The following is a 13,053-nucleotide window of genomic DNA, read 5'->3' on the forward strand; positions in this document are numbered from 1 at the left end:
TCCCTGCCGTCCCACTCTCGCCGCGCGAGCACTGAGGGCCCACCCCGGCCGCGCGAACACCGGGGGCCCGCCTCCCCGCCGTCCCACCTCTCGCCACGCGAGTGCCGAGTACGGTCCTCGACCGTTTCTTCCCCATGCCGTAAATCACCCCCACTGGAGGAAGCATGCCTATTTCCACTACGTCCACTCGGCGGATTCGCGCCGGGCTGGTCGCCGCGGCGCTCACCGTGGCGACCGCGCTGACGCCGTCGGCGGCCCTCGCCAACGGTGCCGCCGTGTCCACCGTGTCCACCGCGGCCACCTTGACGTCGCCCTCCTGGGTCGGCCAGTACGAGACGCAGATCGGCAACGACCCGGCCACCGTCTACTACCCGGCCGCCCAGACCCCCCTGCCGGTCGCCCTGCTCCTGCAGGGCGCGAACGTGCCCAGGGAGAGCTACAGCGAATTCGCCAAGATCGTCGCCGGCTTCGGCTTCGCCGTGGCCGTCCCGAACCACCAGCGCGCCGTCGGCCCGATCTCCGGGCTCTTCCCCGAGCAGTCCCAGACCAACGCCGCCGTGACGTGGGCGGCGGCGGAGAACACCCGCGCGGGCTCCCCGGTCGCCGGACGGCTGGACGCCAACCGGCTGGTCCTGCTCGGGCACTCCTTCGGCGGGGCCGCCGGGCTGTTCGCCATCGGCAACACCTGCACGGTCCCGTTCTGCTTCGGGCCCGTCTACCAGCGTCCCGCGGCGCTGCGCGCGGCGGTCTTCTATGGCGCGAGCACGACGACGCCCGGCGGCGGCGCCGTCCCGATCGCCAACGCCGGGGTACCGGTCGCCCTCGTCCAGGGCGGCCTGGACGGCAACAACCTGCCGGCGGCGGCCCTGGCGACCTACAACGGTCTCGGCGCGGCACCCAAGGCGCTCGTCACGGTGACCGGCGCCAACCACTTCGGTCTCACCGACACCCAGACCCCGGCCGGCGCCGTTCCCGACGCCACCCCGCAGACGCTGACGCAGCAGGAGAGCATCGACGCCGCGGCCAAGTGGAGCGGGCTGTTCCTGCGCGCCTCGCTCGGTGACACCCTGGCCGCGGCCTACGTCTACGGCTTCGGCGACGCCTCCGACCCGAAGGTCACGGTGATCTCGCAGCGCTAGTTGCATACAATCTGCTGACAAAATCTCAAAAATCATCGTATATGTAGATTCATTGCATACAACACTGATACACCTGGAACATGTCTTCTCCCCGCATGAACATCGTTGAGGTGGGGCCCCGGGACGGTTTGCAGAACGAGGCCGTCCCGGTCGGCACCGACGCCAAGGTGGCCTACATCGAGGCACTGGCCGACGCGGGCCTCACCCGCATCGAGGCGGTCAGCTTCGTCCACCCCCGCCTGGTCCCCCAGATGGCCGACGCCGAGCAGGTGATGGCCCGCGTCCCCCGGCGCGACGGGCTCAGCTACATAGGTCTGATCGTCAACGGGCGTGGCCTGGACCGGGCCCTGGCCGCGGGGGTGGACGAGGTCAACGTCACGATCGTGGCGACCGAGACCTTCTGCCGGCGCAACCAGGGCATGACGGTCGCGGAGGCGCTGGACTCCTTCGCCGGGATCGCCGCCCGCGCCCACGCGGCCGGGCTGCGGGTCACCGCGACCGTCGGGGCGGCCTTCGGCTGTCCCTTCGAGGGCGAGGTGGCCCCCGGCGGCGTGGCCGAGCTGGTGCGGCGGTGCGCGGACACCGGGGCCGACGAGATCGCGCTGGCCGACACGATCGGCGTGGGCGTGCCCGCCGACGTGCGGCGGCTGACCGGGGCCGTGCGCGAGGTCACCGACCTGCCACTGCGGTTCCACTTCCACAACACCCGCAACACCGGCTACGCCAACGCGCTGGCCGCGGTCGAGGCGGGCGCCACCGCGCTCGACGCGAGCAGCGGCGGAATCGGCGGCTGCCCGTTCGCCCCGGCGGCGACCGGCAACATCGCCACCGAGGACCTGTCCTACGCACTGCGCCGCTCGGGCATCGCCACCGGCGTCGACCTCGACCGGCTGCTCTCGGCCGCCTCCTACATCGGTGAGCGGCTCGGCGCGCCGCTGCCGGCCCTTCTCGGGCGCGCGGGCGACTTCCCGCCCGCCTCCCCCACCCCGGCTCTCCGTTGACGAACGCGCCTCGCGCGCAACATGCTACCAATAATGGAAAGCCGTTTCTCCATGCGAAACATGAGGATCTCATGCAGCTCTCCATCGCAGGCGGAATCCGCGAGCTCGCCGCGGCCGCTCCCACGACGGTCGCGGTGGTCGACGGCGACCGGAGACTGACCTATCGCGGCCTGGACGACCGGTCCAGCCGCCTGGCGAACGCCCTGCTGGCCGCCGGACTGCGGCCGGGCGAACGGGTCGCGCTGCTGCTCGGCAACCGGATGGAGTACCCGGAGGCCGCGGCGGGCATCGCCAAGGCGGGGCTGGTCATGGTGCCGCTCAACCCCCGGCTGACCCCCGGCGAGACCGCCTACATCCTGGGGCACTGCGCCGCCCGCGCCCTCATCCTGGACGAGGCGCTGGCGGCGGCGGTGGACGGCGTCGAACTGCCCGGCACGGTCCTGTCCATGGGCGGCAACCGGCTCGGGCCGTCCTACGACGCGGCCCTGGCCACAGTGGGCGCGAGGGACCCGCGGATCGAGGTGGACGAGCGCGAGCCGTTCTGCGTGGCCTACACCTCCGGCACCACCGGCCGCCCCAAGGGCGTGGTGATCAGCCACCGGTCGCGGTCGCTCACCTTCTACGCCTCGGCTCTGGAGTGGGGCCTGGGCCCCGGCCGCCGGACGATCGCCGTGGCCCCGATGTACCACGGCGCCGGGTTCGCCTTCGGTTACGCGCCGGTGCACACCGGCGGCACGGTCGCGATGCTGCGAGGCTGGGACCCCGAACGGCTGCTGGCGATGATCGAACGTGAGCGCGCCCAGTCGGTCTTCCTGGTGCCCACCCACGCCCACATGCTCCGCGCCCTGGGCGAGAAGGCGCTGCGCGACCACGACCTGTCCTCGCTGGACACCCTGTACTTCAACGCCGCCGCGCTACCGCGCGCGCTGAAGGAATGGGTGCTGGACACCTTTCCCGGCGTCGGGGTGCACGAGCTGTACGGCTCGACCGAGGCCGGGATCATCAGCGACTGCCGCCCGGCCGACGCCCGCGACAAGATCGGCTCGGTGGGCCGCCCGTGGTTCATGACCGAGGTCAGGGTGGTGGACGACGAGGGGAACCCCGCCGACCGGGGCGAGCTGTTCAGCCGCTCGCCGTACCTGATGAACGGCTACCTGGACGACCCGGCCGCCACCGCCGCCTGCACCACCCCCGACGGGTTCCTCACCAGCGGCGACATCGTCGAACGCGACGAGGACGGCTTCATCTACATCGTCGACCGCAAGAAGGACATGATCATCTCTGGCGGGGTGAACATCGCCCCGCGCGAGGTCGAGGAGGTCCTGACCTCCTTCCCCGGCGTCGCCGACGCCGCCGTCGTGGGCCTGCCCGACGAGCGGTGGGGCGAGCAGGTGGCCGCCTTCGTGGTCGTCCTGCCCGGCGCCGCGGTCGACGCCGAGGCACTGGCGGCGCACTGCCGCACCAGGCTGGCCGGCCCCAAGCTTCCCCGGCAGGTCGAGTTCGTTCCCGCACTACCCCGCAACGCCGCAGGAAAGATCCTGAAGCGCGAGTTGCGTGACAACCACTAAGGAGAACCGTTCATGCGGCCGCATGTCGAAATGATCCACGAGGACGACTACATCTGGCACGCCGCCGAACTGCCCGGCGGCGAGGGCAGGGCCAGCGAGCGACGGCTGTCGGCCGACGAGGAGGACGGCTCCGGCTCCCTGCGCCTCGACTTCCACACCGACTGGGGCCGCGGCCCCGGCATCCACCATGCCAACACCGAGTACTACGTGCTCGACGGCTCGATGACGTACGGTGGCCGCCGCATCGGCAAGGGCGGCTACCTCTACCTGCCCAAGGGCGTTCCCGCCGACGCCGTCACCTTCGCCGAGGGCACTCGGATCCTGCACTACCGCGAGTACGGCGACGCCGGCTTCGACCCCGTGCAGAGCCTGGCCGCACCTCGCTGGGAAGGGGCTCGCGAGGACGTCATCGTCATCGACTCCGAGGCCATGCGGTGGGACGCGGTGCCGAACGCCGGGCCGATGCCCGGCCTGTTCATCAAGTACCTGCACGTCGACCCGGTCACCGGTTTCTACACCCGCCTCGTCCACGCCCAGGAGGGCTGGGCCGACCACCGCCTGGCCCACCACCCCTGCTACGAGGAGGCGTACACCGTCCAGGGTCACATGGAGTACAACTTCGGCACCCTGGACCTGGGCACCTACTTCTTCCGCCCCGCCCGGGTCAAGCACGGCCACTTCACCACGATGGAGGGCGGCGCCACCTGGCTGCTGCGCTCCGACGGCGAGCTGCACAACTGGTACACCGAGAACGAATGGGTGCGCTGGGGCGGCGAGGCCATCAACTACGGCCCGGAAGGCGGCCGGATGCGCTGGTCCCAGTCCGCCCACGACCTGGGCCGGGGCCCCTCCCGCCGCACCGAGCAGGACCTGGAGATGCTGCGGGCGTCCCTGGCGTACGCCCGCGAGCAGGGCGCCGTCGACACGGACGTCCACCCGCACGGCCAGGGCACCGACAAGAGCCTCATCGCCATCGCCAAGGCCGTCGACGCGGCCCGCCTGCAGGGCGGTCACGGCGACCACGACCACCCGCACGACCACCCGCACGACCGCGAGGAAGGGCACGCGCACGGAGCGCCCGCCCTCGACTGGGGCGCCGATCCCGCCACGCTGGAACACCCCGACGAGCGCACCGACGCGGGCGCCCACGACCGGGGACATGGCCGGGCCTGGAAGTCGGGCGACCCCATCCCCGCCCCCGTCATCTCAAGCCTTCCCGTCCGCTCCCGCTCCCGCGGCTACTGGGACGGCGAGGGTCTCTGACCGCACAGCCGTATCCCGGGTCAGCCCCTTCCCGAGCCGACTCCGGCCGCCCCTCGTCTGCCATCGCGGTCGACCGTCGCCGCGATGGCCGCGAACAGTACGGCCTCACCCGCGTTGCCCAGGATGGGCAACGCCACGGCGGCACCCGCGGTCGCCAGGAGCGCGGCCGCGCCCAGGAAAAGCCAGGGCGTGCGCCACCGCATCCACAGCACGATCCCCACGACCAGCAGGATCACCGTGGTGATCAGCGCCGGGATCGGCGGGCCCGACGGATCCGCGGAAACGTAACGCAGGGTGTCCGACCACCATCGGGGCTCCAGCCGCAGATCCGCCAGGCCCACCACCTCGAAGACGATCAGAACGCCGGCCAGACCCCACGCCGGAACGACCGGTCCGCGACGCACGAGGGCCGCCCCGTGGACGATGAGGAGCGGGGTGAGAACGGCATGGACGGCGAAGCGGCCGGTGTTGAGCGCCTCCAGCCCCGGCCCCTCGCCGATCAGCCGCCCGGCTCCGACGACCGCCGAGTCGTAGGCGACCCCCATCCCGACCACGAACGGGATCCACCGGCCTGATCGCGCCAGTTGTACGGCCAGAGCCAGCTGGATCAGGGCCAGCCCGCCGTACAGGACCGAGATCACGGCTCGTGGCCGACGACGGCTCCGGCGGCGACCGTGAGCGGGATCCGCCCCTCAGGTCCCTCGGGCGGTCCCTTGGCCGCCGAAACGGCCCCACGGTCGACGGACTCCATCCGCGCGCCCCTGTCCGGCACAGTCGCCTCCTAGACGTTTCCTCTGGTTTCGCGAATCCTACTTCTTGGAAACATTGTTTCTCTAGAGGTAACATGAGTACACATAGATCTCGATCGAGGGCGGCTCTCCTCCGGCGCCCACCACGCGGGCGATTGACGGTGGCGGCCCGCCCGCGACATGCTCTTGAACAGCCGACGACATGTGGCCTTCGATCCCCGCGACGCGAATGAATCCGTTCGGAGGAGACCAGCTATGGTGCGGTCATGAAGGGCCGGTACCAGGTGTATTTCGAGCGCGCCTGGATCCCGATCACAGCGGTGGACAGGCTCGGCAGGGTCAGGGAGAGCAACCCCGCCTTCCATGCCGCGGTGGCCCGCACCGCCGAGGAGCTGGACGGCCTCCCGGCCGAAGAACTGCTCGCACCCGGCGAGATCGACACACAGCGGCCCTACTGGCAGATGCTGGCCCTCGGTCGGCTCGACGTCTACCGGACCCGGATACGGCTCGTCCGCGGGAACGGCACCGTGATCCGCGCCCGGATCAGCGCCTCCGTCGAACACCGCACCGACGGCCTGCCCTGGCGGGTGGTGACCGTACTGGACGAGATCTCCTCCGCCGCGCCCGCGCTGAGCCCGCTCCAAAGCACGGTGCTGCAACTGGTCACCGAAGGCGCGTCCAACGCGCAGATCGCCCGGCGGTTGTACCTGACCCGCCAGGCGGTGGACTATCACCTGGTACAGCTGCGCATCAAGCTCGGCGCGGAAAGCCGATCGGCGCTGGCCGGACGGGCCTTCGTGCTGGGCCTGTTCGTGCCCGGCATCTGGCCGCCGACCCTGCACCCGCCCCGGACCGCCGAGGCGGGTGCGCCGGAGGCCCGCTACCGGACGCCGAGGAACTGAACGTCCGGGTCGGTCTGTGCGGCCGTGCCCCAGACCGCGTCGTACTGGGCGGCGTCGTCTCGGAGGTAGTACAGCAGCCAGGCGGTGGTCACCCGGCGGGTGATCGTCTGCTGGGCGGCCCGGGTGATCGAACCGCTGTCGCAGCCGAGGCCGCCGGAGTCGGTGAAGCCGCAGTGGAAACCACCGGCGATCGTGCGCAGCTGCTTGGGAGCGAGCTTGGCGTTGTAGATGGGGATCTGGTGACCCGACGGGCCCGCGACGGTGTCGCCCGCACCGGCGACCAACTGCATGGGAACCGCCGTGGTGGCCGCGGCGGCCACGGCCGAGGGGTTGGTCTCGGCCGCGGCCAGGTTCGTCACCGTCCGCACCGCCGGGTTGCGCGCGGCGGCCAGCACGCTGGCGCCGCCGCCCATCGAGTGCCCCGACAGCCCCAGCCGGTCGGTACGCACGTGGGCGTTGAACCGCGACCCGGCGACGGTGTTCTGCGCCACCATCCAGGTCAGCGCGGCGTTCAGGTCATCGGCGAAGGCGCTGTGACTGGGGAGCAGGCCGCCCTGCGAGGTCGGCATGACCGTGATCACGCCCCAGGAGGCCCAGTGGCCGCCCAGAGAGGCGTACTTGCTGATGCTCTGAAAGAACCCGTGGCCGAAGGCCACCACGGGGAACTGCCCGGCCGCGACGGCCGTGTTGCTTCCCGCCGAGGTCGCGGGGTAGTAGACCCGGGCACTGAACGAGCGACCGGAGGCCGAGACGCTGACGTCGGAGTAGCCGACCGGGTGGGAGCCCGGGGCGGACAGGTCGGCGGCGAGGGCGGGGGCGGCCGTGAGGAACAGGAAGGGGATCAGGAGGATCGCACAGACCCTGATCGTCCAGGAGCGCATGATGCTTCACCAGCTTTCACGCGGGGGGTTGTTACCTGAATTTTGGAAACTTCGATTCTCCTATGGCAACAGTGAGAGATCCGGACTAGGCAAATGCCAAAAGGGTCCAGGGAACACGTCCGCGAGGTCGTCGCAGGACGGCCCGCCCGTACGTGGGGACCGGCGGCCGGTCCCCACGTACGGACAGGCCGCGGACCCGGCCGGGTGGGTGATCCTCATACGGTCGGCGGACCGAACCGTTCCAGCACCGCCGCCTCGTCCCACACCTCGCCGTACTTGGCCTGGATGTCGAACAGGTTCGCCTCGTGCGGCCGGGGGTCGCGGTCCCCGACCGCCTGCCGCACCACGACCGGCACGAACCCGTGCTGTATCCCGTCGACGGCGGTGGCGCGCACGCAGCCGCTGGTGGACACGCCCGCGATGACGAGCGTGTCCACCCGCAGCGCGTTGAGCGTCGAGGCCAGCACCGTACCGAAGAAGGCGCTCGCGTACTGCTTGACGATCACCGTCTCCCCCGGCCCGGGCGCGACCTCCGGCATCAGCTCGCCGAGCGGCCCGCCACCGTCCACCAGGTGGCGCAACGGGGCCACCTTGCGGAAGAACAGGCCGCCGTCGACGCCGCCGGGGCCGAAGGCGACCCTGGTGTGGATCACTGGAACGCCCGCCGAACGGGCGGCGGCCAGGACCCGCGCGGCCGAGTCCAGGCAGTCGCGCGAACCCATGTAGAGCTCGGCGCCCGGTTCGAAGTAGGCGCGCATCAGGTCGATGAGGATCAGCGCCGGACGCTCCCCGAAGGGCAGGGAACGCCCGTACACCTCGTCGTGGTCCCTGATCACACGCGGCTCCGGAGCCGGCGGGCACCCGCCGCGCGGTGCGCGAGAGGTTCCTCGGGCGTGAGAACGCGGACGGTGGGCTGGTGGGGCATTGGGGGGGGCTCCTTTTGGTGTCAGATGACTCCGGCGGCCGACAGGCCGGTGAACTCCGCCTCCGTCAGGCCGAGAAGCCCGCGGTAGACCTCTTCGTTGTGCTGCCCGAGCGCGGGCCCGGCGCTGCGCACGCTTCCGGGGGTGTCGGAGAGCTTGGGGACCACGTTCTGCATGGCCAGCTCGCCGAAGTCCGGGTGCGGGACGCGGACGATGGCCTCACGGGCGGCGAAGTGCGGATCGGCGAACATGTCCTTGGCCGTGTAGACCCGCCCGGCCGGGACACCGCCCTCGTGCAGCGACCGGAGCAACTCCTCCGCGGGGATCCCCGCGGTCCAGGCCGCGATGATCTCGTCAAGCTCGGCCATGTTCGCGCCGCGCGCGCCGTGGGTGGCGTAGCGCTCGTCGGCGGCCAGCTCGGGCCGGCCCATCAGGGTCGCCAGGCGGGTGAAGACGCTGTCCTGGTTGGCGGCGACGAGGATGGTGTCGCCGTCCTTGGTCGGGTAGACGTTGCTGGGCGAGACGTTGGGCAGCACGGTGCCGGTGCGCTCACGCTGGTAGCCGGCCTGCTGCCATTCGGGCACCATCGACTCCATCATGGCGAGCACCGCCTCGTAGATCGCCGAGTCGACGACCTGGCCCCTGCCGCTGCGCTCGCGCTCGTGCAGCGCGACGAGCGTGCCGACACAGGCGTGGGTGGCGGCCAGGGAGTCGCCCAGCGAGATGCCGGCACGCGCCGGCGGCCGGTCGGGGTCGCCGGTGACGTGGCGGATGCCGCCCATGGCCTCGCCGATCGAGCCGTATCCGGCTCGGGGGGCGTAGGGGCCGCTCTGGCCGAACCCGGTCACCCGGGTGATGACCAGGCGGGGATTGATCTCGTGCAACCGGGCCGGGGACATGCCCCAGCGCTCCAGGGTGCCGGGCCGGAAGTTCTCCAGCAGCACGTCCGCCCGCTCCACGAGCCTGATGACCAGGTCCTGCCCCTCGGGGGTGCGCAGGTCGCAGGTGACCGACTTCTTGTTGCGGGCCACGACCGGCCACCACAGCGACTGGCCGTACGGCTTCTCCCGGCCCCACTGGCGCATGGGGTCGCCCCTGCCGGGGTCCTCCACCTTGATGATCTCGGCGCCGAAGTCGCCGAGCAGCTGGCCGCAGAACGGCCCGGCGAGCAGCTGGCCGAGTTCGACGACCCGGATGTCTCCGAGCGGAAGGCCTCTCACGTCTTGTTCTCCTGACGACGGGGACCGAGCAGGGACGCGCGGGCGGAGAACAGGTGGGCGCGCATCACGGCCTCCGCCCATTCGGGGTCTCCGGCGCGTACGGCCGCCACGATCTCGATGTGATGGTTGACGCTGCGGCGCATGGCCTCGGAGTCGAAGGCTCCGTAGGTGCGCAGCAACACGGGCGAGTGGACCAGCGAGCTGATCGACTGGGCGAGCACCTGACTGCCGCCGAGCCTGACCAGTGCCTGGTGGAAGTCGGCGTTGAGGCGGTAGACCGCCTCGACGTCGCGGCGCTCCGCGTGCTCGGCGAGGGTCACCGCCAGCTCGTGCAGGCGCGCGATGTCCTGCTCCGTCGCGACGGCCGCCGCCTGCCGGACGGCCAGTCCTTCGATCCTGGCGCGCAGCTCGAAGATCGTCTCTAGGTCGGCGCGGGGGTACACCACGACTCTGGCGCCCTTGTTGGCCGTGATCTCGACCAGCCCCTCGGCCTGCAACCGCCGCAGCGCGTCGCGGACCGGGGTCCGGCTGACGCCCAGCGCCTCGGCCAGCTCGACCTCACCGAGGTGGTCGCCCGGCTCGTAGTGACCGTTGAGGATCAGGCTACGCAGGCTATCGACTGTCGACATGTATACACCCTTACCGAATATTCCCCAAGAATGGCACTTGGGGAGGAAAATGACAAGATTTTGCATACAACTTGAGAAGTGTCGGTACGGTGATCGAGAACAACGGCTTCCCCGGCGGACCGAGCCGGAGATCGGCCCCGCACTCCCGCGGTCGCCCCCGGTGAACGCGGCCGGACGACGCACCGCCGAGCTTCGCCATGTGACGCCGTCGACGACGGACGGCCGGGCCGGGCCGGGCCGGGGAACGGACGTCGCCCGAAGGCCACCACTCCGTTCTCTCCGCCCGCGTCCCGGCACGCCGCCGCACAGAATGGAGATCATGACTCCACGACGGCTCTACCAAGGCACAGGCCCTGGACCGATCACCCCGGACGGCTGCTCGGTCGAGTACTACACCACCCTCACCCCCAGGGGCGAACCCGAACTCGTCCACGACGCGATCCCGGCCGGGGCGAGCATCCTCGAGCTCGGCGCGGGCGTGGGCCGGATCACCCACCGCCTGCTGGAACTCGGGCACGAGGTCGTCGCGGTCGACGAGTCGCCCGAGATGCTCGCCCACATCCGCGGCGCCGAGACCGTGTGCTCCCCCATCCAGACCCTGGCCCTGCCCAGAACCTTCGACCTCGTGCTGCTGATGTCGTTCGTCATCGAAACCGCCGACGACGACCTGCGCGCCGCGTTCCTGCGCACCTGCGGCGCGCACGTCTCCGCCGACGGCTGCGTCATCCTGCAGCGCCAACCCCCCGAGTGGTACGACACCGTCCAGCCGTTCGAACGCGACGCCGGCCCCGGTCACACCGTCAGCATGACGCGGGTCAGCCGCCCCGCCCCCGGCCTGCTCGACGCCACCATGGAGTACACCATCGGCGAGCGGCGCTGGACCCAGACCTTCGTCAGCCACCGCCTCGACGACGACCGCCTGGAACACGAACTCAACCAGGCGGGCCTGACCGTTTCCGGTTTTTTGGACGGCGACCGCGGGTGGGTACGCGCCACACCTCTGTGACACCCGCCTCTTCCCGAACGGCCGGAGCAGAGCCGGCAGCGGCCCGCCGGTGACACCGGGCACCAGGCCGCCGCCTCACCGAAGCGGTCGTCGCGAGCCCGTCCGGGGAGAGCCCCCGTCTCACCCTTGCCCCGGCCCGTCCGCGAACCGTGCGGCGCTCATCCGCCGGAGACGGGCCGGGGCTCGATTCCGTGGCGGAGCAGCGCCCACACCCGCTCGGCGGTCGTGCGCCGCTCGGCGGCCGGGAGCCTGGCGAGCAGCCCGGCGAGCATGCCGACGGCCAGTACCAGGTCATCGGCGGTGACGTCCTCGCGGAGCCGACCGGCGCGCCGGGCCTCGGCGAGCGTGCCGGCCAGCAGGCCGGCCACCCGGTCGCGCACTTCGACGACGCGGAGATCACCGGCCGAGGGCACGCTGACCATGTCGATGAACGCGGTCGAGGCGATGGTCTGCTCGGTGAGCAGAGCCAGCATGTCGGCAAGGGTGGTGCCGGGTTCGGCGGCCAGCGCCTCCAAGTCGGCGACACTGTCCTCGAACACGGCCAGCGCGAGGCTGACGCGGTCCGGAAAATGCCGGTAGAGGCTTCCCTGGCCGACTCCGGCCACGCGGGCGACCGTGGTGAGCGGTGCGTCGTATCCGGCGTCGGCGAAGACCTCGCGGGCGGCCGCTATCAGCGCCGCCCGGTTCTCCGCCGCCGCACCGGGTCCTCTGTTGGGTCGACGCGTGACAGTCACAGCGGCTATGTTAGCAACCGGACGATATAGTCCGGTTATTTCCGGAAGTGCCATGAATCATGACGCCGGTCCCCCGCCACAGGTACGGCGGGGCATGCTCGGCCGTCGCGATTCGGCGCGACACGACCACCACGGCAACAGCACCGCCTTGACCCCGGGCCGCACCGCCGGAGCCCTGGCACCACCGCCGCCCCCACCGAAAGGACGCCCCCTTGACCACCGGCACCTTCGACGACCGCGTCGCCCTCATCACCGGCGCGGGCTCCGGGATCGGCAGGGCGATGGCCGTCGCCTTCGCCAAGGCCGGCGCCCGCCTCGTGGTCTGCGACATCGACCCCGACAGCGCCAGGCGAACCGCCTCCGACATCGGAGACGCCGCCGTCCCCGTCACCGCCGACATCTCCGACGAGGCGTCGGTCGCCGCGCTGGTCGAGACGGCGATCAGCACGTACGGACGCGTCGACGTACTGTGCAACAACGCCGGCATCGTGGACACCATGGCCCTGCCCGCCGACATACCGGTCGAGTTGTGGGAGCGGGTGCTGCGCGTCAACCTGACCGGCACCTTCCTGGTCACCCACGCCGTCCTGCCGCACATGCTGCGCCAGGGCGGCGGCGCGATCGTCAACACCGCCTCCGAGGCCGGCATCCGCGGCGGCGCGGCCGGCGCGGCCTACACCGCGTCCAAGCACGGCGTCGTCGGCCTGACCCGCAGCCTGGCCTGGGCGTACGCCAAGGACGGCATCCGCTGCAACGCCATCCTGCCCGGCCCCACCATGACCGGCATCGCCACGAACACGACCTTCGATCCGACGGGCACCGCCCGGCTCGGCCCCGTGCTCGCACTCGGCGAGCGGATGGCCCAGCCCGAGCAGATGGCCGACGCCGCCCTCTTCCTGGCCTCGGACGCCGCCTCGTTCGTGAACGGCGCGATCGTGCCGGTGGACGGCGGCTGGTCCGCGGCCTGAGACATACCGGCCCGTCCGCGCACCGGCATCTCTGTTGACTCGGCGAGCACTCATCGCAGAGACTACGACC

14 protein-coding genes are annotated in these 13,053 nt (G+C 71.3%); 7 read left to right on the top strand and 7 right to left on the bottom strand.

The genetic code is table 11. The features are described 5' to 3' along the window. The first annotated feature begins 164 nt into the window (after positions 1–164). The 4 genes from AB0K21_RS41105 to AB0K21_RS41120 all read left to right on the top strand — a co-directional run bounded on the left by AB0K21_RS41105 (position 165) and on the right by AB0K21_RS41120 (position 4,971). Positions 165–1,139: a hypothetical protein gene (locus AB0K21_RS41105; RefSeq protein WP_364157992.1), complete on the top strand. Its 975-nt coding sequence runs from the start codon at positions 165–167 to the stop codon at positions 1,137–1,139. Positions 1,140–1,234: 95 nt separating this feature from the next. Beyond that, positions 1,235–2,140: a hydroxymethylglutaryl-CoA lyase gene (locus tag AB0K21_RS41110; protein WP_343963075.1), complete on the top strand. Its 906-nt coding sequence runs from the start codon at positions 1,235–1,237 to the stop codon at positions 2,138–2,140. A 71-nt stretch (positions 2,141–2,211) separates the two neighbouring features. Beyond that, positions 2,212–3,708 carry an AMP-binding protein gene (locus AB0K21_RS41115; protein ID WP_343963076.1) on the top strand — a complete coding sequence of 499 codons (1,497 nt, stop codon included), beginning with the start codon at positions 2,212–2,214 and terminating at the stop codon, positions 3,706–3,708. Between the two features lie 12 nt (positions 3,709–3,720). Then, positions 3,721–4,971, top strand: coding sequence for a DUF4437 domain-containing protein (locus AB0K21_RS41120; RefSeq protein ID WP_364157996.1), 1,251 nt, complete (start codon positions 3,721–3,723; stop codon positions 4,969–4,971). Between the two features lie 20 nt (positions 4,972–4,991). On the opposite strand, the gene AB0K21_RS41125 is transcribed toward AB0K21_RS41120, so the two are convergent. After that, the gene (locus tag AB0K21_RS41125; RefSeq protein WP_364157999.1) at positions 4,992–5,612 is read right to left on the bottom strand and encodes a hypothetical protein; all 621 of its coding nucleotides are present in this window, start codon (positions 5,610–5,612) and stop codon (positions 4,992–4,994) included. After that, complete coding sequence (locus AB0K21_RS41130; RefSeq protein WP_343963079.1) at positions 5,609–5,743, bottom strand: hypothetical protein; 135 nt, start codon at positions 5,741–5,743, stop codon at positions 5,609–5,611. The genes AB0K21_RS41125 and AB0K21_RS41130 overlap by 4 nt, the downstream gene beginning before the upstream one ends. A gap of 243 nt (positions 5,744–5,986) precedes the next feature. Here AB0K21_RS41130 and AB0K21_RS41135 point away from each other — a divergent pair, with 243 nt between their 5' ends. Continuing rightward, positions 5,987–6,622 (top strand): LuxR C-terminal-related transcriptional regulator, encoded by a 636-nt coding sequence (locus tag AB0K21_RS41135; RefSeq protein WP_343963080.1) that lies wholly within the window; start codon positions 5,987–5,989, stop codon positions 6,620–6,622. Here AB0K21_RS41135 and AB0K21_RS41140 read toward each other — a convergent pair. From AB0K21_RS41140 to AB0K21_RS41155, 4 genes are all read right to left on the bottom strand, one after another. Then, positions 6,601–7,503: an alpha/beta hydrolase gene (locus AB0K21_RS41140; protein ID WP_343963081.1), complete on the bottom strand. Its 903-nt coding sequence runs from the start codon at positions 7,501–7,503 to the stop codon at positions 6,601–6,603. The genes AB0K21_RS41135 and AB0K21_RS41140 overlap by 22 nt on opposite strands. A 215-nt stretch (positions 7,504–7,718) precedes the next feature. Next, complete coding sequence (locus tag AB0K21_RS41145; RefSeq protein WP_343963082.1) at positions 7,719–8,339, bottom strand: isochorismatase family protein; 621 nt, start codon at positions 8,337–8,339, stop codon at positions 7,719–7,721. A gap of 110 nt (positions 8,340–8,449) precedes the next feature. Beyond that, positions 8,450–9,646: a CoA transferase gene (locus AB0K21_RS41150; protein ID WP_343963083.1), complete on the bottom strand. Its 1,197-nt coding sequence runs from the start codon at positions 9,644–9,646 to the stop codon at positions 8,450–8,452. Next, the gene (locus AB0K21_RS41155) at positions 9,643–10,275 is read right to left on the bottom strand and encodes a GntR family transcriptional regulator (RefSeq protein WP_343963084.1); all 633 of its coding nucleotides are present in this window, start codon (positions 10,273–10,275) and stop codon (positions 9,643–9,645) included. Before AB0K21_RS41155 ends, AB0K21_RS41150 begins: the two co-directional genes overlap by 4 nt. A 319-nt stretch (positions 10,276–10,594) precedes the next feature. Here AB0K21_RS41155 and AB0K21_RS41160 point away from each other — a divergent pair, with 319 nt between their 5' ends. Next, positions 10,595–11,281 carry a class I SAM-dependent methyltransferase gene (locus AB0K21_RS41160; RefSeq protein WP_343963085.1) on the top strand — a complete coding sequence of 229 codons (687 nt, stop codon included), beginning with the start codon at positions 10,595–10,597 and terminating at the stop codon, positions 11,279–11,281. A gap of 158 nt (positions 11,282–11,439) precedes the next feature. On the opposite strand, the gene AB0K21_RS41165 is transcribed toward AB0K21_RS41160, so the two are convergent. Next, positions 11,440–12,015: a helix-turn-helix domain-containing protein gene (locus tag AB0K21_RS41165; protein WP_364158007.1), complete on the bottom strand. Its 576-nt coding sequence runs from the start codon at positions 12,013–12,015 to the stop codon at positions 11,440–11,442. Positions 12,016–12,227: 212 nt separating this feature from the next. Between AB0K21_RS41165 and AB0K21_RS41170 the strand changes: the two genes are divergently transcribed. Further along, positions 12,228–12,983 (top strand): glucose 1-dehydrogenase, encoded by a 756-nt coding sequence (locus tag AB0K21_RS41170; RefSeq protein ID WP_343963087.1) that lies wholly within the window; start codon positions 12,228–12,230, stop codon positions 12,981–12,983. Positions 12,984–13,053 lie beyond the last annotated feature (70 nt).

This window comes from Streptosporangium sp. NPDC049248 (genome assembly GCF_040678965.1).
Taxonomy (GTDB): Bacteria; Actinomycetota; Actinomycetes; order Streptosporangiales; family Streptosporangiaceae; genus Streptosporangium; species Streptosporangium fukuiense.